Below are 19250 nucleotides of genomic sequence, written 5' to 3' on the forward strand. Positions count from 1 at the left end.
ATCTGTGGAAATAATGGCACAGATAGTACAAAATTTAGGGCGTTTTTTCATTAAAAATTATTTGAAAAACCTCATAAAGCTGAGAAAACCAATAATATGATAAAAAATTTGTTCTCTAGTAAGGATAAATCTTCGGATTTAACCGACGAGATAAAAAAATACCTGCAAGATCACAAATCGACAACCTTTCCTGATGGTCTGTTACATAGCGTGTTAGATTTTGACGTTAAAAAAGAATCTCGACATTATGTGGTTTCGATGTGCCTACCTTTTCCTTGCCAAGGCGAACTTGAAAACTTGCTGGCTGAGATGGTTGATGCGTTAGACATTGATCTAGAGCTGTCATTATCGCTCAAGGTAAATCCAGTACGTCAACACCAAGTAAAAGGCATTAAAAATATTATTGCTATTGCGTCAGGCAAAGGTGGGGTTGGAAAGTCTACCACATCGGTAAATTTGGCATATGCATTAATGGCCGAAGGCGCCAGCGTGGGGATTTTAGATGCGGATATCTATGGGCCATCACTGCCGACTATGCTCAATCTAAAAGGGCAAAGACCCACATCTAAAGATGGCAAGCTAATGCAGCCGTTAACTGCAGAAGGTTTAAGTGCGATGTCTATTGGTTTTCTGATGGGCGAAGACGATGCCACGGTATGGCGTGGCCCTATGGCAAGTACGGCCTTTACGCAAATGCTTAATGAAACCGACTGGCCTGATTTAGATTATTTGATTGTTGATATGCCACCGGGCACCGGTGATATTCAATTAACCCTAGCGCAGAAAATACCAGTTGCCGGAGCCTGTATTGTCACAACCCCACAAGACATAGCTTTAGACGATGCCAAAAAGGGCATCACCATGTTTGACAAAGTTCAAGTGCCAGTTCTTGGGGTGGTTGAAAACATGAGTTATCACATTTGCGATAATTGCGGCCATCAATCGCACTTATTTGGCGTCGGTGGGGCTAATCGAATCAGTGAACAATTTAACGTGCCTGTGCTGGGGCAATTACCATTAAACTTATCTATCCGTGAGGACGGTGATACCGGCACCAATTGTGTGTTGCAAAATGCAACTGGTGAGTTAGCGCAATTTTATCGTAATATAGCGCGTAGCATGGCTGCAACCCTATATTATCAACTGGATGCCAACAGTCCTTATACACCGAACATTATAATTAAAGAAGAATAATCATGAGACTTTGCGATAAAGACATTCAAACTTTACTTGAACAAGAAAAAATTATTATTCAGCCGACTCCCGATGAAAGCATGATATCTGGGGTTAGTGTTGATATTCGTTTAGGCAATAAATTTCGAGTTTTTGAGGACCATAATGCCCCTTATATTGATTTAAGTGGGCCAAAAGATGAAGTTCAAAAAGCGATGAACACTGTGATGAGTGATGAAATCCACATTGATGATGGTGAAGCCTTCTTTTTACATCCAGGTGAGTTGGCATTAGCCGTCACGCTTGAGTCTGTCACTTTACCATCTGATATTGTTGGCTGGTTAGATGGACGTTCATCACTGGCTCGATTAGGTCTTATGGTTCACGTAACCGCGCATCGAATTGATCCAGGTTGGTCTGGCCAAATTGTGTTGGAATTTTATAATTCGGGTAAACTACCACTGGCTCTTAGACCTAAGATGAAAATAGCGGCATTAAACTTTGAAACCATGTCTGGTGCTGCACTGCGTCCATATAATGAGCGTAAAGATGCTAAATATAAAGGTCAAGTTGGTGCAGTAGCAAGTCGTATTAGCCAAGATGAAAAATCGTCTTAGAACGGGGCAGTTAATAATAAAAAAGCTCAGATTTATTCTGAGCTTTTTTATTTAAAGCAGTTTACTAAAGGTAAAAGGTACTAGTTGCGCTTATTGAGGCGACACAATAGTTGCCTTGCATCTATTGTCACTTTCTCTTTAAACATTTGACACCAAGGCTTTACGCTCAAAGTGTTCAGATAAAGCCAACTCTAACGCACTAATGAGTTTATCTTGATCATGAAAACCTTTGTCTTTGGCGCTAGATAAAGGGGCGTTAATGATGTTAGCGTACTCACTCTGGGCATCTTCTTGTTCTGTAATAATGGTATCAATTAATTGATTGCCAACATTGTAACTCAGCCATTGCAACTTTTGATCTAAGCTAAGCTTACCCGCAGGGCTGTTTTCTTTAGCCAGATTGTCAATAAATACGCAGTGCGCCTTACTTTTGGCAATGGCATTACTGATGTCTCGAACTAGCAAAGGCGGCACAATACTGGTTAAGAAACTTCCTGGGCCAAGTATAATGATGTCGGCCTCTAATATGGCTTTAATCGTTTCAGGCAGAGCTTTAACTAATGGGGCCAGCATCAAACTCTTTGGCATTTCAGGCATATCGTCTACAGACATTTCGCCTACTTTGTAACGGCCTTCTTTATAAAATGCCAGCAAGTCGGTTGGTTTTACCGACATTGGATGCACCGAAGTCTTAACCCTGAGCATCTGCCTTATTAAAGAAATCGATTGCATCGGCTTAGAATGAATTTCATTTAAGGCATATAAAATTAAATTACCCAGGTTATGACCTGCAAGCTCATCGGTATCATCAAAACGAAAATTAAGCAGTTTACTGCCGACAGAATCTTCCTCAACCAATTGGGTGAGGCAATTTCGAAGATCGCCCCACGCAATAGAACTGCTGCGTTTGCGTAACTTACCTGTGGAACCACCATTATCTGTTGTCGCGACAATCCCCGTAAGTTGATCGCCTAAGAAGGAGAGGGTAGATAATATTCTGCCAAGACCGTGTCCACCGCCAATGGCGACGACCTTTGATTGTTTAATATGCATATGGGGTACCTGAACAAAACCATTTAACAGTTAAAGTCATTGTTAAGTGATTTGTTATTATTATTTTCATACCTGTATTATAACCGCTATTTTTGAGTTGATGTATATAGAGGAAGTTGTTATTTCAAACAATGTGGGCAATAAAACCCATAGGCAATAATCCAATAACAGCATATTAACTAAAATGTGGCGACAACAACCTGAAGATAAATGATTGCAATCTCACCCACGAGTAAAACCATGGACGTGTTATATAAGTGGCTTTACTTAACTTGATTAAACGTGCCTAGGCAAAGGTTAAATTTTCCGTTGTTTGTGCCATGAGCACAAGTAAAGGCGCAAGTGATGGTGTGATAGTTTGGACTTGATAGGTTTTTGACCAATCATAATGTATAGGAAAGTAGGGGAGAGGGACTCGTAGGGTGATCAGCCAATGAACTTTTATTTAAAACGTTTTCTAGATACGGTTTCATTAGCCTTTGTTTTTAATCTGTTCAGCCTCATAATGCAGACGTTTTCATTACGCATTTCGTTTGCTTTAGATATAAAATAATCAATCTGATCGATAAATAAGCGTTTGAACATAAATATCGATATTTTTCTAAATTTATTAAAAAAAGGTGTTGACACTTTTGCGGTAGGTGTCTAATATTCGCCTCGCTTTCACGGAGACTAGGTCGCTCCTGAAAGTGTAAGTAAATAGTGAGGGGCTATAGCTCAGCTGGGAGAGCGCTTCGCTGGCAGCGAAGAGGTCTGCGGTTCGATCCCGCATAGCTCCACCATCTTTTACTTACTTAGGTTTTGGCAAAAACCGACACAAGGTAACTTGTGAGAAGGCGTTATACTGAGGTATAGCGAATGCGTCATTACATGTTGATTGAAAGGCTTCATGTAATATCAGCGTCCCCTTCGTCTAGAGGCCTAGGACACCGCCCTTTCACGGCGGTAACAGGGGTTCGAATCCCCTAGGGGACGCCAATTTTTTTAAAATAAGTTGTACCGTTTAGGTATTTTCAAGTTCTTAGTGCCGGGTGTTTACACCAGACACAGAATGTTTAAAGCTCAAATCTTTATCTTGTTAAAGATGCGTCTAAAACATATTCTGCGTCCCCTTCGTCTAGAGGCCTAGGACACCGCCCTTTCACGGCGGTAACAGGGGTTCGAATCCCCTAGGGGACGCCAACTTATTTATTGATAACTTAAGTGATTTAAGTTCTAGTGCCAGGTGTTTACACCGGACACAAGATCGACAAGGCAATGCTTTGTGAACCGATTTTGCGTCCCCTTCGTCTAGAGGCCTAGGACACCGCCCTTTCACGGCGGTAACAGGGGTTCGAATCCCCTAGGGGACGCCACTTACTTTATCAAACAATTTATGAATTTAAGTGATTTAAGTTCTAGTGCCAGGTGTTTACACCGGACACAAGATCGACAAAGCAATGCTTTGTGAACCGATTTTGCGTCCCCTTCGTCTAGAGGCCTAGGACACCGCCCTTTCACGGCGGTAACAGGGGTTCGAATCCCCTAGGGGACGCCACTTACTTTCAATAAATAAAATTTCAAGTTAAAAGCTTAAGTGATTTAAGTTCTAGTGCCAGGTGTTTACACCGGACACAAGATCGACAAGGCAATGCTTTGTGAGCCGATTTTGCGTCCCCTTCGTCTAGAGGCCTAGGACACCGCCCTTTCACGGCGGTAACAGGGGTTCGAATCCCCTAGGGGACGCCACTTATTCTTTTAATTACGTTATTGCTAGGTCTTTACCTTCTGGTTGAAGAAAGCTCATTAGTAACTGTTTTATCGTCAGATAAATCAAACCAACTAATTTTGCGTCCCCTTCGTCTAGAGGCCTAGGACACCGCCCTTTCACGGCGGTAACAGGGGTTCGAATCCCCTAGGGGACGCCACTTATTTAAGTGACAAAAAAGCCGACGTAAGTCGGCTTTTTTGTATCTAAAACTTTATCCATTGAATTCTTTCTCGCTAAGTTAATTTTCCTATTACTCGTTGTCGCTAAACGCTCCAGAGTATTTACTAATACCAATCCCATTAAGTTTTTGCACAACACACCTAAGTTAGGTAGGGCTCGGTTAAGCTAAGGCGAGGTGAAAATTCGACAGGTATTTTTTAAGGGGAAGGCGCAATCTAAACATGCAATCTAAACATGCAAGGTTAAATTGCGCTCAATGTGATTAATTTTGACAGCAACAAACAACACCTATTGTCGCTGCCTTAAAACAATTAACGGTTATTTCACGTATTGGTCAAGGTACTCTTTCATTTGTTGAGCTAATAATGGTTGCGCTTCTTTGGTTGGGTGAATCCCGTCTGCTTGCATGTAATCTGGATTTAGCGCTATTTTTTCAACAAAAAATGGCAGCAAAGGGGTATTGGTTTGTTTTGCGGTTGCGGTAAACACATCTGCAAACATTTGTGAATATCTCGGACCATAGTTTGGTGGGATCCGAACATTAGACAGAAGTACCTGAACATCGTTGTTTTTAGCTAAATTAATCATTTGTAACAAATTTTTTTTAATTAGATTTGGCGGGAACCCTCTTAAGCCGTCATTTCCCCCCAGTTCAATTAATAAATAATCATATTCCCCTTTAGCTAAAATAGCCGGAAGTCTAGCTAAACCGCCTTCTGTAGTCTCACCAGAGATACTGGCGTTAATAATGGAATAGGGCGCATTTTCCTTCGCTAATTGCTTGTTTAAGAGCGCCACCCAGCCCTCATTTTGCTTCATTCCATAACTTGCACTGAGGCTATCACCTAATAGTAGAATAGAGTTTTGAGCCAAAGTTTGGTTTACTAACGTACTAGTAAAGATAACAATTACAGTCAGAAAAAGTTTTTTAAACATGAATACATCACCTAGCATTATTTTAGATTGTCGACAGTTAACCAAAACGGTAGTAACCGGCAGTGGATCAGATGAAAAATCACTTACTATTTTGCAGCCAATAGATTTGCAAGTAAATAGTGGTGAAACAGTTGCCATTATTGGTGCTTCAGGATCTGGCAAAACGACCTTATTATCTTTGCTTGCGGGCTTAGATTTACCTTCTTCAGGCGAAGTTTTGTTAAAAGGGCATCCGTTGCATCAATTTGACGAAGAACAGCGTAGCAAAATTCGCGCAGAACACGTAGGTTTTATTTTTCAATCGTTTTTGTTGATCAACAGTTTAACAGCACTTGAGAACGTGATGTTACCTGCAGAATTAAAAGGCGATAAAGACGCTAAATCCAAAGCTGTTGAGATGCTCAAAAAAGTTGGGCTTGACAGTCGTGTAGAGCATTTTTCAAGTCAACTTTCAGGAGGCGAGCAACAGCGTGTTGCTATCGCACGAGCGTTTATTGCTAACCCTGATATTTTATTTGCTGATGAACCAACGGGTAATCTTGACAGTAAAACTGGCGATCATATTAGCGACTTATTGTTTGAACTTAATCAACGCCAAGGAACAACGTTAGTACTTGTCACCCATGATCAAAAACTGGCCGCTAAGTGTGAACGCCAGTTAACCATGTCCGCTGGGCAGTTTGTTGACCAAAGCCTACCAATGGCGGAGGTGGGTTAAGATGCCAATGTGGATAAAGCAATCGATTCGCTTATTTAAACACGAGTTAAAACGAGGCGAATTAACCATTATTTGTTTTGCCATTATGTTAGCCGTGGCAACCGTATTTTCTTTATCGGGCTTTTCCGACAAAATTCAATCAGCGTTGATCAGTGAAAGTAACAGCTTTATTGCTGCCGATAGGGTATTGCAGTCATCGCGTCCAATCGATTCAAAAATCATTGAAAAAGCAGAAGAAAGTAACGTACAACATGCACAACAGTTATTGTTTTCATCCATGGTATTCGCCGGCGACAATATGTTGTTATCGTCGGTGAAAGCCGTCAGTGACGCCTATCCGTTGCGTGGTGAGCTGCTTGTACGTACAGCATTAACATCGGACTATGCTAATGCCAATGCACCTAAGTTAGGCACCGTGTGGGTTGGTCAATCGCTGTTAAATAAACTTGCGGTCACTATTGGTGATTCGATCGAGCTTGGGGTTGCTAAATTTGTTATTGATGGGGTGATTCATCAAGAGCCAGATGCGTCATTTAGTGTTTTTACCCAAGGTCCAAGGGTTATTCTAAATATTGCTGATGTAGCGAAAACAGAAGTGGTTCAGCCGGGCAGTCGATTAACCTACAAATATCTGTTTGCTGGCGAGCTGGATAATATATCTCAATTTGAAAAGTGGGTGAAACCACAAGTTCAAGAGTATCAACGCTGGCGAGACATTAAAGGTCAGCAATCACCTTTGGCTAATGCACTTACACGGGCAGAAAAGTTCTTATCGCTTGCTAGCATGCTAGGTATTATTTTAGCTGCGGTTGCGGTTTCGGTTGCCAGCCGTCGTTATGCTCAGCGTCATCAGCCCATGGTTGCGGTTTTTAAGGCGATGGGGGCAGGTCTGAGTTATATTCGTAACTTATATCTATTGCACTGGGCGTCTTTAGCCTTATTTTCTATTGTCGTGGGCATGCTTATTGGCTATGGTTTGCAACAAATTGCCCTAAGTTACATGGCAGAGTATTTGCCTGAATCGGCGAATACCCAGTCAATGTATCCGTTTGTGGTCGCCATATTTACCGGCCTTATTTGCGCCAGTGCTTTTGCTATAGCACCAATGAAAGAGCTTATATCTACCCCTGCATTATCGGTTATTCGAGGGTTTAATGGTTTTAGCTCAGGCCAAACATGGTTAAGATATATCCCCGCTTTTTTGGCGGTTTTTGCTTTGCTGGTGCTGTTTTCAAAAGATATATTTCTGTCACTGGTATTAATGCTTTGCGCTGGTATCGCAATAGTAGTGCTCGCATTGTTTGGACACTTATTGGTTAATGCCGGTCGTAAAATTGGTTCTGGTGCCGGTCAGTCCTTATTATTGGCGATGGCGAATTTAAAGCGAAGAGCGAAACACAATAACGTGCAATTGGTCAGTTTCACTATTGCTATTATGTTGTTGTTGATGATGTTGGTGGTTAGAAACGATTTGATAAATGACTGGCAAGCGCAATTACCAGAAACTGCACCAAATCAGTTTTTAGTCAATATAAACAAGCAACAAGTACCCCAAGTAGAGTCTTTCTTAGCCGAAAATAATATGGCTGCCAGTGGCCTTTACCCCATTGTCAGAGGGCGCTTAACGGCCATTAATGAAGATGTGTTAACAAAGTCTGCTTCTAAAGAAGAGGACGATGCTTCCGAACAAGGGCGTCGAGGTATTGGTCGTGAATTAAACATGACTTGGCGAAACGAACTACCCAATGAGAATAAAGTCGTCGCAGGACGTTGGTTTGAACCCAATTCAACCGTTGCCGAAGTATCAATAGAGCAACGACTTGCCGAGCGCTTAGACGTTCGACTTGGTGATAACCTCACTTTTCAAATTGGTACTGAGGCGGTGCAGTTACCGGTTACCAGTATTCGTGAAGTAAACTGGCAATCGATGCAACCCAACTTCTATATGATCTTTAGTCAAGGAGTTCTCTCAGATTTTCCAGCCACATACATTGCTTCTGTGCATGTGCCCCAAACACTCAGGGACGACATGCAGCAGTTTTTATCTCAATTTCCAACCATCTCGGTTATCGATGTTGACGCTTTAATCAATCAACTAAGAACCGTCATTGGTCAGGTATCGCTAGCAATAGAGTTTATTTTAGCTCTCGTACTCATTGCGGGTTCACTGGTGTTAGTGGCACAAGTTCAAGCCAGTATGGAAGAGCGTGAACGAGAACTTGCGATTTTGCGCACTCTTGGCGCTAAAGGCAGTTTGCTGCGTAACTCGACCTTATTGGAGTTTGTTGTCTTAGGAGCCATTTCTGGCTTCTTAGCCAGTGTGGTGATGGAGATTGCCGTTTATTTTGTTCAAACGGAGTTGTTTAAAATTGAACCCAGTTGGCATTTTGCCTATTGGGCGCTGGGAATTGTATCAGGTGCTCTTTTTGTCGGTATTTTAGGCTTGGCATCCTGTTGGCGATTGCTTAACTTATCGAGTTTAACCTTAATAAGAAGAACTCTTTAATTAAAAGCCACCTCAAGGTGGCTTTTTTGTCTTTCGTTCTTTATCAATGTCTTTGTTAAAGAGCCTAATCTGTTACCGCTAATGTTATGACAATAGATCTTGCAAGGCAGGTTCTAATGTAGGGAACTTAAACTCAAACTTTTCTTTGAGTAAATGATGTGGGATTGCATTTTGGCCGTATAACACCAAGTCGGCGCTTTCCCCCATCAGAAGTTTTAAGGCAAAAGCCGGTACTGTGGCAAAGTCTGGACGATGTAATGTTTGCGCTAAGGTTTTTGAAAACTCTTTGTTGGTGACTGGGGTTGGGGCTGTTACGTTATAGACTCCTTCGCTGCTAGGATTTGTCAGCAAAAAGTCTATCGCCCTGACCATATCTTGAATATGGATCCAGGGCATGTATTGATTACCATGCGATATTTTACCACCGACACCGCATTTAAACGCTGGCAACATTTTACTTAAGGCACCTTTTTTAGGATCTAACACTATGCCAGTTCGAAGTAAACATACATGGGTTTTTGCTTGCGCAAGCTTGGCTTTATCTTCCCATATTTTACACACCCGATGACTGAACTCAGGGTAAACTTTGGTAAATGACTCATTAATTTCATCGTCACCCTGGCGACCATAAAAGCCAACCGCTGAACCGGAAATAAAGGTCGCAGGAGGGGAGGTTGAATCATTAATTAACTTGCTTAAATGATGGGTCAATTTCCAACGGCTTTGACATATTTTGCGTTTCTGTTTGGTGGTCCAACGTTTATCAACAATAGGCTCGCCAGCAAGATTAATAACCGCATCGTATTCGTTTAAATTGGACTTTTGCTCAATATTTTTAATAAAGGTTAACGTCTTCGCAGAGGTAAATAAATGAGCACAGCCGCTACCTTGACGACTCAGTATATCGAATTGATATTTATCGATATAAGTATTAACAAAATGTGAGCCAATGAGGCCTGAACCGCCAGTAATAAGTATCTTCATAAGAAAGGAAAACCAACATAATTATTGTTTCTAGAGCCGTTAATGTGTTGTCAAAGTGTGATAAGCACCTACCTTAAAAATAGCGTAAATAGCCAATATTCACAACTTAAGTTAGGCATGATAGATTTCTGGTTAACGTAATAAATTCAAAATAATAGATAATTTTGTTATGGTTATGATAAGACTAAAAATAAGAGAAAACTATGAATTCAACGCCGTCTATACCACCGCCTAGTCGTAGCATTTTTACCATTGCTGCGGTTGTCATCATTTTGGCAGGCATGAAAACAGCAAGCGACATATTGATCCCGTTTTTATTGTCTGTATTTTTGGCCATCATTTGTAATCCGCTGATTAAACGGTTGGAACGATTTAAAATACCCAAGGTTTTGGCGGTGGTGTTTGTTATCGCCATTATCCTTGGCTTAGGCATGAGCTTAGCGAGTCTTATTGGCACTTCACTCAACGAATTGTCTTCGTTAATGCCACAATACAAACAACAGTTAAGTGACAAATTTGTGCTGCTTGTCGATAAGCTTGCAGAATATAACATCATGATGTCGTCATCGGTGATTGTCGAGTACATAGACCCAGGTGCGGCCATGGGATTTGCCACCAATATGCTATCTGGCTTTGGTAATATCATGGCCAATTTATTTTTGATCCTGTTAACCGTGGTTTTTATGTTGTTTGAAGCGCCGAGTGTGCCAGCAAAATTGCATTTGGCGTTAAAAGATCCGTTGATGAAAATCCAAAAGATTGACAAGTTTTTGTCAGCGGTAAATCAGTACTTAGCGATTAAAACCGTGGTTAGCTTAGGTACTGGCGTGCTAGTTAGTACGATGCTCTGGGCTTTTGGCTTGGACTTTTTTATTTTATGGGGTGTATTGGCGTTCTTGTTTAACTACATTCCCAACATCGGCTCGATCATTGCGGCCGTGCCGGCGGTGTTATTGGCCTTACTGCAACTTGATCCTATTTCGGTTGCGGTTATTGCTGGTGGCTATGTGCTCATTAATATGGTGATGGGTAATGTGATAGAGCCTAAGTTTTTAGGTCGAGGTTTGGGCTTATCGACCTTGGTTGTATTTTTATCCTTAATATTTTGGGGCTGGCTATTAGGTACTGCAGGAATGTTGTTGTCGGTTCCCTTAACGATGATCATAAAAATAGCCTTTGAAAATACCGAACGAGGCAAATGGATTTCGGTAATGCTCAGTGATAGCTCGGAGTCGAAGTCGGAAATTGAAGCGATTCAAGAAAACCAAGGCGGTGAGAACGCAAAAGATTGGAGCGAAAATGATGATGAAAGCACCAAACAAAGTCCGTCACAAGGTATCTAAACACGGTTAAGTGATTAAAAATCTAGAGTGTATGTTATTAACTTATGCGGAAATCGTGTAAAACGGGAGCTGTGTTAGTGTTGTTTTTAACCATAGAACACTAACACAGAGATTTTCATTAGAGACTGTTCACAGTGCTCTAACAGAACAAACTAAGTACCAAAGACCTTTTTATAGGGTTTTACCGTCACTTTTTGATAAACACCTGCAGCCATATAAGGGTCGTCGTCAGCCCAGCGCTTAGCGTCTTCTAGACAATCAAATTCTAAAACCAAAAGCGAACCAGTGAAGCCGGCTTGTCCTGGGTCATTGCTGTCAATGGCTGGACATGGACCGGCAATAACCAAACGACCTTGATCTTGCAATGTTTTTAATCGCGCTAAATGTTTGTCTCGTACCGACAAGCGTTTTTCAAGTGAATTAGGTACGTCTTCACTGTAAATCATGTAAAGCATATAACACCTTATTTTTGTTGTTCTTGCTCGTTTAAATCAGAGCTTTCTTGCGTGCTAACGTTTGCTGATTCTTCTTGCGGTAAATATTTGTATATCGACAAGATAGAGACAATAGCAAAAACAAACGTCATCGCCATTAGCCCAAAGACTTTAAAGTTAACCCAAGTTTCTTGGTCAAAGTTATATGCGATGTATAAATTGAGCACAGCACACAACATGAAAAAACTTGCCCAGGCTAAATTAAATTTATCCCAAATCGACTTAGGTAATTTAATTTGTTCACCCATGAACTTTTCCATTAAATTCTTTTTTAAACCATAACGGCTGAACAACAGAGCAAGGGCAAAAATGCCATTAATGATGGTTACCTTCCACTTTAAAAATAAGTCATCATGAAAAATAATGGTCATAGAGCCAAAAACAACAATCAGACCTAAGAATATCCATTGCCTTTTTTCAATGGGTTTTTTCTGCAGTTTCAATACCAATAAGTGCAATACAGATGCCACGATTAAAGCGCCTGTGGCGACAAAAACATCGAATAATTTAAAAAATATAAAAAAGACTATCAGTGGAATGTATTCTAAAAAGGCAGCCATAAATATATAAAACCTAGTTAAATGAGAAAATATTTTAACATTCTAACCAATTGCCAACTTGCTGACCACTACCTTAGGGGGATTTAAGCAATGGTTGGTCAGTAAATGTGTTTATCAATTTTACCATTATGGGTTGATTGCACTTTATTTGGGTGTTTTATTTGGTTCCATGCAGTGACTTTTCCGCCCATATTTAATTTTTCAAATCCCTTGATATTGCTTTCTTTATTAATAAAAGCCAGCAGTTTTGCAAAACTTTCAGGTGCACTAATATCAATACTTAATAAATCGTTCTCACGATGGTGAAAGTAACTTTCTACATAGTGTTGATGACGTAAATAACAGTCAGTTAAAAAGCCATCTTGACCAATATTATGCTCGGTAAATGGGGTAAATGTTTCAAGAAAACAACGTTTTATATGGGGGTTAAAACCACCGTCTTGGCGCGTTAAATTATGCTGCATGCGCTGCAATAATTGTTTTATGGAGGGGAGCCAAAGTGCCATGTCTCTATTGAGGTAAACAAATTTTGACCCCGGATACAAAGCATCAAGTTGTTCAAAATCGTAATAGATAGGGGTATCGGCAATCACTTCGGCTTGTGCCAAACATGCTTTGGTATAACAGGTATGAGCGGTTAAATAGCCGAGCTGTAAAAATGCATGACATACACTGGTGGTGCCGGTTCGAGGTAAACCAATAATAAATATTTTATGCGACATAAAGTTAGGTCGAGCTAAAGGCGCTAGGATGGCCAGCGCCCTAGGTTAATATTAAAGATGATAACCAAAAGGGTTATCAATACTGTGTGCCGGTTCTGTGAACCACTTTGGCCCCTGTTCGGTCATGTAAAAATGATCTTCAAGGCGAATGCCAAACTCTGATGGAATACAGAGCATTGGTTCATTGGAAAAACACATACCAGGAGCTAATAACGTTTGTTCGCTTTTTACCAGATAAGGCCATTCATGAATATCTAAGCCGACACCGTGACCTGTACGATGCGGTAACCCAGGTAGGGCATATTCTGGACCATAGCCTTGTCGCTCTAAATACGCCCTTGCTGCTATATCTACATTGGCGCAAGGCGTCCCGATTTTGGCCGCATCAAACGCAAGTTGTTGCGCCTTCTTTTCGTCTTGCCAAACTTTGATTTGTTTTTCTGTAGGGCTACCAAAAACATACGTGCGGGTAATATCCGAATTGTAACCATGAACCTGACACCCCGTATCGATTAAGACGATATCATCTTGTTCTAATGTTTTTGGATTGGCTACCCCATGCGGATAGGCAGAGTCCTGCCCAAACAGTACAATACAAAAATACGAGCCTGCAGGTGCCCCTACTTTTTTATGGGCCGCATCAATAAATTCTTCGACTTCTTTGGTGGTTATGCCAAGGCGTAAAATCTTGGCTGCAGCTTTGTGGACTGCCATAGTCATATCTTTAGCTTGCTGTAATAAAGCAATTTCGGCTTTTGATTTTTGCATGCGACAACCTGCAGTAACAGGTTTTGCATCGATAAAACTAAGCTCGGGTGCACATTGGCTTATACCATGGCTAATAAAAAACGAGGTTGACTCATCAATGCCAATGCGCCCATGACTAACGCCCATTTTGGCCAGTATTTTTGCGGTTAGTTGATAAGGGCATTGGTGTTCATGCCAACCTTTGATGTCGCCCTTAATCACCATATATTGGTTTAATGTGTCAATTTCAAAGTAAGGGGCTATGTATTGAATTTCGCCGTGGGCGGGTAAGATAGCACCCACCATGCGCTCAGAAGGGTACCACTTGGTGCCCGTAAAATAATATAAATTGGTACCGGCATTTAAATAAATAGCATCGATATGTTGCTGCTGCATAAGGCGCTGTGCTTTTTCGATACGCTGTTTAAATTCACTTTCACCGACAGGCTGTACATTTTGAGTCATATCGGAAAGTTTTGCTAACTCTTGCTCCGGGCTTGAGCCACCAATGCCATTATTATTCATTTTTATCTCTGTTTAATCGTTTGCCATGTAAAAACAAAATCTTAACACGTAAACCGAAGATACCAAAAAATAGATTGCGTTTAAAACCACATAGCCGCTAACCAACCAAAACCAATTAAAGGCAGATTGTAATGAATAAATGTTGGCACCACTGATTGCCAAATATGCTCGTGTTGGCCATCGGCATTTAAGCCAGAAGTTGGCCCTAAAGTTGAGTCAGAGGCTGGTGAACCGGCATCGCCAAGTGCTGCAGCAGTGCCAACAAGGGCTATTGTTGCCATGTCGCTAAAACCAAAGCTTTGACATAAAGGGACATAAATTGCTGCAATAATCGGGATGGTAGAAAAAGATGAACCAATGCCCATGGTGATCATTAACCCCACCAGTAACATTAATAAAGCCGCTAGGGGTTTATTATCACCGATTGCAAAAGATAAAGACAAAACCAAGCTTTCGATCCCGCCACTGGCTTTCATAACAGCAGCAAAGCCGGCGGCGGCAATCATAATAAAACCTATCAGGGCCATCATATTAATGCCTTGAATGAAAACATCCTGAGTTTGATCCCATTTAATGGTGCCTGAAATAACAAACACGCTAAAGCCTACAAGCGCCCCTATGATCATCGAACCCGTAGAAATTTGGGTCGCAAGACCCAATATAATCGCCGTTATTGCAATATATACATGCGTTATGTTGATGCTACTCGATTCAGGTTCAATGGCTAAAATTTTTTGTTCATCGTAGTCCCTTGGTGCTCGGTAGCTAAATAAAACGGCTATTAATAAGCCGAAAAACATGCCTATGGCAGGTAGGAGCATTGCCATAGGGATTTGAGCTAGGGTAACGGTTAAGCCGTTTTGATTTAAGTTTGGCAACAAAATATTTTCGATAAAAATGCCACCAAAGCCAACGGGAATTACCATATAAGGGGTGATTAAACCAAACGTTAAAACACACGCAATAAGCCGACGATCGAGTTTTAATTTGGCAAAGATATGTAACAAGGGGGGGATCACTAGGGGAATAAACGCAATATGAATTGGGATCACATTTTGAGAGCAAATTGAAAGTAATAAAAGCAGTGACAAAATACTGTATTTTAGCGAGCGAGTTGCCATCTTACTGGCAGATGTACTGGGTTTTGCACGAATTTTTTTGATTAGTGTTGCGGCCAATAAATCGGTGATGCCAGAGCGTGAAATAGCAACCGCAAAGGTACCTAACATGGCATAACTTAATGCTGTTGTTGCACCATTTCCTAAACCACTTTCAAACGCTTTAATGGTATCGTGCATGGAAAGACCGGCCATTAGACCACCAACAAGCGCACTCACAATAAGCGAGATCACCACATTGACTCTAAGCAGAGCTAAACCAAGCATAAGGCAAACCGCCAAAACCACCGGGTTCACGTTATGTTTCCCTGCAATCGAAATAACAAGGTGTATTGATAACGAAAGTTGTCATTAGCGAGTCAATGTCCAATTTCAGAGTGTACGGCAAAAGAGTAGGGCTTAAGTGCAATATCACAGGTGACAGTGCACCGAGGTAAAGGTCTTTTGGTGCAACAATAAAACCCCAAGAAGGTCGTTAATAAAGGAGGTCTTAGGTATGATGAAAGCACTTAACTGGCTTTAAATTGGTTTGAAATAGGATCATATTCGTAACCAATTAATGCCATTTTTTCTACCAACACCATTTCATCTAAATTGTACCGAGATACCAATTCGTCTAAATCTTTACATTCAAGACGAAGGCGTTCATTGACAATACCAAATACAATACCACTGTCCATATCAAGCAAATTATTAATTTCCATATACCCTCCAATACACAAAAAAATGAACCGTTATTTTTAACTATAGACGGTTTATGAAAAATCATAAATGAGAGTATATTTCAGCGCTATATTGGCTATAAAGTCACTAAACCAGTTGTTTTTAATAAGGATAAAAAATCGTTACAAAATGAGGGGCGCATTGGCAGCATTTGTGTACGTAATCTACACTTGAGTAACGCTTATTCCTTAAGAATAAATCCATTCGAATAATAGCGATACTAGGATATTTCATGGCAACAAATACTTTCTCAACGATTCCTCAAGCAACTGTAAAAGAGCCGTTTTTTGCTATATTTGTACTCACTTTAAGCATACTATCGTCAACTGCCTTTGCTAGCGAGAAGGATGTTGAAACGCGCTTAGAAGCTCTTGAAAGGCGACTAGCCACTTTAGAGCGCCAAATTGAAGATAAAGACGCTCAAATAGAAGATCTTAAAGATCAAGTACAAGAAAAAGCCATTAACGAAAAGCGAAATGGGCAAAGCGCTAGCTCATTTCGTACTTTACGAGCTTTTAAACAGCGTTCAAGTCATAAATATAAAACCCCAGAGCGAAGTATTCGGTTAAGTGGTACCGATACGCGTTTACAAATTGGTGGCCAAATTTGGCTTGATGCTATTTACAATCATGGTGAGATGACCAATCGCGCTGGCTTTCAACCTTCATCTATTGCTTACGAAAACAACACGGTTGATGACAACACCTTATTGTCAGCAGGACAATCTAAACTGTATGTTAAAAGTATAACCCCAACCACTTTTGGTGACATGAAAACGCGTTTTGAGTTTGATTTTTTTCAAAGTAATGGCAACGAAAGTTTAAATTTATTGCACTTGTGGGGGGAGCTTGGTGGTTTGGGAGCGGGAAAAACTTTTACCGGCTTTATGGATATTGATTCATTTCCCAATATGCTCGATTACTGGGGCCCGAACGCCATGGTTTTCGCGCGCCAACCACAGGTACGTTATACCTACTCTATAAATGATTCAGAAAAGTTGGCGATTTCAATAGAGCGCTCTGATTCTGATTTTGCTCTACCCAATACACTCGACCCAAACAGTTATCAGTATGACGAAGTCAATGAATGGCCTGATATCGCAGGTTTTTATTATAAGAGTGGTGATTTCGGTCATTTTAAAAGTTCTGTATTGCTACGAAAACTTGGTTACGAAGCCGAATTCACCGATGGTGGTAGTGCCTCTGATAGCGCCTTAGGTTGGGGTGTTAACTTAACTGGGGCATATCAAGTAGCCAGCAATGACAGTATTAAATACCAATTGGCGTATGGGAAGGGCATTGGTCGTTATCTAAATGATCCCTGTTGTAACCTTTATGCCGAGCAAACGGGTGGCGCAGATGCTGGCGTTAATAGTCAAGGCGAGCTTCGAGCCATAGAAGCGTTTGGTGGCTTTATTTACTTAGATCACCAATGGAATTCAAATATGAGTACTGCCATTGGTGCCGGTTATGTTGAAGTCGATAATATAGCCAGTCAATTTGATAACGCATTTCATAAGAGCTTATACAGTACCGCTAATTTTATTTGGTCACCCATCCCGATGGCAAAAATTGGCATAGAGTTGCAATGGGGAGAGGTTGAAAGTAAAGCCGGCGACTCTGACGATAATACCCGCTTGCAAACCTCCTTTGCATTTAAATATTAAGGAATCATTATGATGATTAGATGGCTGTTGATTATTGTTTGTATCGTACCGATGTGCGCATGCGCTAATTCCAGTGAAAAGGTCGACATTAATAAGGTATTAGCCAGTGCTCATACTTTGTATAAAAATGATAATTCAGGCGCGAATGCTGATTACATTCCAGCACTTGCGAAGGTCGACTCTGAGTTATTTGGCATTGCTTTAGTCACTACCGAGGGCAAATTATATACCTATGGGGATGTGGATGAGCGATTTTCCATTCAATCAATCTCAAAAGTATTCACCTTAGCCCTTGCCCTAGAGCAACAAGGTGCGGATGTCGTAGTAGAAAAGGTTGGCGTTAATGCAACGGGTTTACCGTTTAATTCAATTTTGGCGATTGAACTAAATAAAGCACGCAGTATGAATCCTCTTGTTAATGCAGGTGCCATTGCCACCATGAGTTTACTTAATGGTGATGGAAAGAGTAAATGGCAAGACGTTTCTAATTGGTATAATCAATTTGCTAATGCGACGTTGCCCGTCTTAGAAGATGTTTATGAGTCGGAGTCAAAAACCAATGATCGTAATTTGGCTATTGCTCAGCTACTCAAAGCCCATAAACGTTTTTATGGCGATGTTGCCATAAACTTAGATTTATACACACGACAATGTTCAGTAGGTGTGACAACAAAAGATTTAGCCATTATGGCGGCGCCATTTGCAAATAATGGCACACATCCCATCACTAAAAAACAACTCATGAGTGATGAGAATGTTGAACACTTATTGGCGGTAATGACCACTGCGGGGCTTTATGAAACCAGTGGTGATTGGGCGTATAAAGTCGGACTTCCTGCAAAGAGTGGGGTGGGTGGTGGTATTATTGCTGTCGCACCGGGTAAATTTTCAATAGCAGTATTTTCTCCTCGTTTAGACAATGCAGGCAATAGTGTGAGAGCACAACGGGTTATCGATTATGTTGCAGAGCAATTAAATGCTAACGTTTTCTAACACAGTATTAATAAAGCAGCTTCGGCTGCTTTTTTATGTATGAACTCAGAGTTATCTACAAACAAATAAAAAATGCAAATGGGCTTTAAGTTATTGATTTAAAGTTTTTAAGTCATTTAAATTGTAAGGTTAAGTGCCAATATTGGTTATCTTTATCACCAATACTCAACGGCAGGTTTGTAGCATTCAGAGTCATTAACTAAATCAGAAAAATAAAGCCGTCATCCCATCATGGTTTTGGATGGAAGCCCCTTAAGTGTCGAGGTGAACTATTTGCCCGAGTTGTGCCAATCAGAGTCGTTCACATAATTAGAAAAATAGCACCAAAGAAGCACGCACACTATCGAAAACAGTGCACGTCACAGAAAGAATACGCTCATCCATGAGCCTTCCTGCATTTATCCGCATCAGGCTTCAAATCGCTCTTAAGAGACATTAACCT

General features: G+C 40.9%; 16 protein-coding genes and 7 tRNA genes. 14 read left to right on the forward strand and 9 right to left on the reverse strand.

Translation table 11 applies throughout. The annotated features are described in order from the left end of the window. Window positions 1-96: 96 nt before the first annotated feature. Together apbC and dcd are read left to right on the forward strand one after the other, a co-directional pair. Window positions 97-1194, forward strand: a complete 1098-nt coding sequence (gene apbC, locus ACAY00_RS06425; protein ID WP_371378847.1) for an iron-sulfur cluster carrier protein ApbC — start codon at window positions 97-99, stop codon at window positions 1192-1194. 2 nt (window positions 1195-1196) lie between these two features. Further along, window positions 1197-1790, forward strand: coding sequence for a dCTP deaminase (gene dcd / locus ACAY00_RS06430; RefSeq protein WP_371378850.1), 594 nt, complete (start codon window positions 1197-1199; stop codon window positions 1788-1790). Window positions 1791-1928: 138 nt separating this feature from the next. On the opposite strand, the gene yvcK is transcribed toward dcd, so the two are convergent. Further along, window positions 1929-2843, reverse strand: coding sequence for a uridine diphosphate-N-acetylglucosamine-binding protein YvcK (gene yvcK, locus ACAY00_RS06435; RefSeq protein WP_371378852.1), 915 nt, complete (start codon window positions 2841-2843; stop codon window positions 1929-1931). 706 nt (window positions 2844-3549) lie between these two features. Here yvcK and ACAY00_RS06440 point away from each other — a divergent pair. The 7 genes from ACAY00_RS06440 (at window position 3550) to ACAY00_RS06470 (ending at window position 4750) form a co-directional block, all read left to right on the forward strand. Further along, window positions 3550-3625: transfer RNA gene (locus tag ACAY00_RS06440), tRNA-Ala, on the forward strand. Window positions 3626-3745: 120 nt separating this feature from the next. After that, window positions 3746-3821, forward strand: a tRNA-Glu gene (locus tag ACAY00_RS06445). Between the two features lie 128 nt (window positions 3822-3949). Next, window positions 3950-4025, forward strand: a tRNA-Glu gene (locus ACAY00_RS06450). 97 nt (window positions 4026-4122) lie between these two features. Next, window positions 4123-4198: transfer RNA gene (locus tag ACAY00_RS06455), tRNA-Glu, on the forward strand. Between the two features lie 106 nt (window positions 4199-4304). After that, window positions 4305-4380: transfer RNA gene (locus tag ACAY00_RS06460), tRNA-Glu, on the forward strand. 115 nt (window positions 4381-4495) lie between these two features. After that, a tRNA-Glu gene (locus ACAY00_RS06465) sits at window positions 4496-4571 on the forward strand. A gap of 103 nt (window positions 4572-4674) precedes the next feature. Beyond that, window positions 4675-4750: transfer RNA gene (locus ACAY00_RS06470), tRNA-Glu, on the forward strand. 341 nt (window positions 4751-5091) lie between these two features. On the opposite strand, the gene ACAY00_RS06475 is transcribed toward ACAY00_RS06470, so the two are convergent. Continuing rightward, window positions 5092-5709, reverse strand: coding sequence for an arylesterase (locus ACAY00_RS06475; RefSeq protein WP_371378854.1), 618 nt, complete (start codon window positions 5707-5709; stop codon window positions 5092-5094). Between ACAY00_RS06475 and ACAY00_RS06480 the strand changes: the two genes are divergently transcribed. Continuing rightward, complete coding sequence (locus ACAY00_RS06480; RefSeq protein WP_371378857.1) at window positions 5708-6427, forward strand: ABC transporter ATP-binding protein; 720 nt, start codon at window positions 5708-5710, stop codon at window positions 6425-6427. The genes ACAY00_RS06475 and ACAY00_RS06480 overlap by 2 nt on opposite strands. A gap of 7 nt (window positions 6428-6434) precedes the next feature. Beyond that, window positions 6435-8933: an ABC transporter permease gene (locus ACAY00_RS06485; protein WP_371378860.1), complete on the forward strand. Its 2499-nt coding sequence runs from the start codon at window positions 6435-6437 to the stop codon at window positions 8931-8933. An 84-nt stretch (window positions 8934-9017) separates the two neighbouring features. On the opposite strand, the gene ACAY00_RS06490 is transcribed toward ACAY00_RS06485, so the two are convergent. Then, the gene (locus tag ACAY00_RS06490) at window positions 9018-9917 is read right to left on the reverse strand and encodes a TIGR01777 family oxidoreductase (RefSeq protein WP_371378863.1); all 900 of its coding nucleotides are present in this window, start codon (window positions 9915-9917) and stop codon (window positions 9018-9020) included. Between the two features lie 203 nt (window positions 9918-10120). Here ACAY00_RS06490 and ACAY00_RS06495 point away from each other — a divergent pair, with 203 nt between their 5' ends. Beyond that, window positions 10121-11260, forward strand: a complete 1140-nt coding sequence (locus ACAY00_RS06495) for an AI-2E family transporter (protein ID WP_371378866.1) — start codon at window positions 10121-10123, stop codon at window positions 11258-11260. Window positions 11261-11412: 152 nt separating this feature from the next. Here the strand turns inward: ACAY00_RS06495 and ACAY00_RS06500 are convergent, their stop codons facing one another. The 6 genes from ACAY00_RS06500 to ACAY00_RS06525 form a co-directional block, all read right to left on the reverse strand. Beyond that, complete coding sequence (locus ACAY00_RS06500; RefSeq protein ID WP_371378868.1) at window positions 11413-11715, reverse strand: YciI family protein; 303 nt, start codon at window positions 11713-11715, stop codon at window positions 11413-11415. An 8-nt stretch (window positions 11716-11723) separates the two neighbouring features. Then, window positions 11724-12314 (reverse strand): septation protein A, encoded by a 591-nt coding sequence (locus ACAY00_RS06505; protein ID WP_371378872.1) that lies wholly within the window; start codon window positions 12312-12314, stop codon window positions 11724-11726. A 98-nt stretch (window positions 12315-12412) separates the two neighbouring features. Beyond that, window positions 12413-13036 carry a sulfotransferase gene (locus ACAY00_RS06510; RefSeq protein WP_371378875.1) on the reverse strand — a complete coding sequence of 208 codons (624 nt, stop codon included), beginning with the start codon at window positions 13034-13036 and terminating at the stop codon, window positions 12413-12415. 51 nt (window positions 13037-13087) lie between these two features. Continuing rightward, on the reverse strand, window positions 13088-14308 hold the full coding sequence (locus ACAY00_RS06515; RefSeq protein ID WP_371378878.1) for a M24 family metallopeptidase: 1221 nt from the start codon (window positions 14306-14308) through the stop codon (window positions 13088-13090). A gap of 80 nt (window positions 14309-14388) precedes the next feature. After that, the gene (locus ACAY00_RS06520; protein WP_371378880.1) at window positions 14389-15723 is read right to left on the reverse strand and encodes a Na+/H+ antiporter family protein; all 1335 of its coding nucleotides are present in this window, start codon (window positions 15721-15723) and stop codon (window positions 14389-14391) included. A gap of 212 nt (window positions 15724-15935) precedes the next feature. Continuing rightward, window positions 15936-16130 carry a DUF4250 domain-containing protein gene (locus tag ACAY00_RS06525; protein ID WP_371378883.1) on the reverse strand — a complete coding sequence of 65 codons (195 nt, stop codon included), beginning with the start codon at window positions 16128-16130 and terminating at the stop codon, window positions 15936-15938. Window positions 16131-16381: 251 nt separating this feature from the next. On the opposite strand from ACAY00_RS06525, the gene ACAY00_RS06530 reads away from it, so the two are divergent. Beyond that, the gene (locus ACAY00_RS06530; RefSeq protein ID WP_371378886.1) at window positions 16382-17815 is read left to right on the forward strand and encodes a DcaP family trimeric outer membrane transporter; all 1434 of its coding nucleotides are present in this window, start codon (window positions 16382-16384) and stop codon (window positions 17813-17815) included. Between the two features lie 9 nt (window positions 17816-17824). Then, complete coding sequence (gene glsA, locus ACAY00_RS06535) at window positions 17825-18808, forward strand: glutaminase A (RefSeq protein WP_371378888.1); 984 nt, start codon at window positions 17825-17827, stop codon at window positions 18806-18808. Window positions 18809-19250 lie beyond the last annotated feature (442 nt).

This window comes from Thalassotalea sp. 273M-4 (assembly GCF_041410465.1).
GTDB lineage: Bacteria > Pseudomonadota > Gammaproteobacteria > Enterobacterales > Alteromonadaceae > Thalassotalea_A > Thalassotalea_A aquiviva.

Bases quoted from the DNA above. Each gene is read 5' to 3' on its own strand.
- apbC (WP_371378847.1), top strand. From the start codon at position 97: ATGATAAAAAATTTGTTCTCTAGTAAGGATAAATCTTCGGATTTAACC.
- dcd (WP_371378850.1), top strand. From the start codon at position 1,197: ATGAGACTTTGCGATAAAGACATTCAAACTTTACTTGAACAAGAAAAA.
- yvcK (WP_371378852.1), bottom strand. From the start codon at position 2,843: ATGCATATTAAACAATCAAAGGTCGTCGCCATTGGCGGTGGACACGGT.
- ACAY00_RS06480 (WP_371378857.1), top strand. From the start codon at position 5,708: ATGAATACATCACCTAGCATTATTTTAGATTGTCGACAGTTAACCAAA.
- ACAY00_RS06475 (WP_371378854.1), bottom strand. From the start codon at position 5,709: ATGTTTAAAAAACTTTTTCTGACTGTAATTGTTATCTTTACTAGTACG.
- ACAY00_RS06485 (WP_371378860.1), top strand. From the start codon at position 6,435: ATGTGGATAAAGCAATCGATTCGCTTATTTAAACACGAGTTAAAACGA.
- ACAY00_RS06490 (WP_371378863.1), bottom strand. From the start codon at position 9,917: ATGAAGATACTTATTACTGGCGGTTCAGGCCTCATTGGCTCACATTTT.
- ACAY00_RS06495 (WP_371378866.1), top strand. From the start codon at position 10,121: ATGAATTCAACGCCGTCTATACCACCGCCTAGTCGTAGCATTTTTACC.
- ACAY00_RS06500 (WP_371378868.1), bottom strand. From the start codon at position 11,715: ATGCTTTACATGATTTACAGTGAAGACGTACCTAATTCACTTGAAAAA.
- ACAY00_RS06505 (WP_371378872.1), bottom strand. From the start codon at position 12,314: ATGGCTGCCTTTTTAGAATACATTCCACTGATAGTCTTTTTTATATTT.
- ACAY00_RS06510 (WP_371378875.1), bottom strand. From the start codon at position 13,036: ATGTCGCATAAAATATTTATTATTGGTTTACCTCGAACCGGCACCACC.
- ACAY00_RS06515 (WP_371378878.1), bottom strand. From the start codon at position 14,308: ATGAATAATAATGGCATTGGTGGCTCAAGCCCGGAGCAAGAGTTAGCA.
- ACAY00_RS06525 (WP_371378883.1), bottom strand. From the start codon at position 16,130: ATGGAAATTAATAATTTGCTTGATATGGACAGTGGTATTGTATTTGGT.
- ACAY00_RS06530 (WP_371378886.1), top strand. From the start codon at position 16,382: ATGGCAACAAATACTTTCTCAACGATTCCTCAAGCAACTGTAAAAGAG.
- glsA (WP_371378888.1), top strand. From the start codon at position 17,825: ATGATGATTAGATGGCTGTTGATTATTGTTTGTATCGTACCGATGTGC.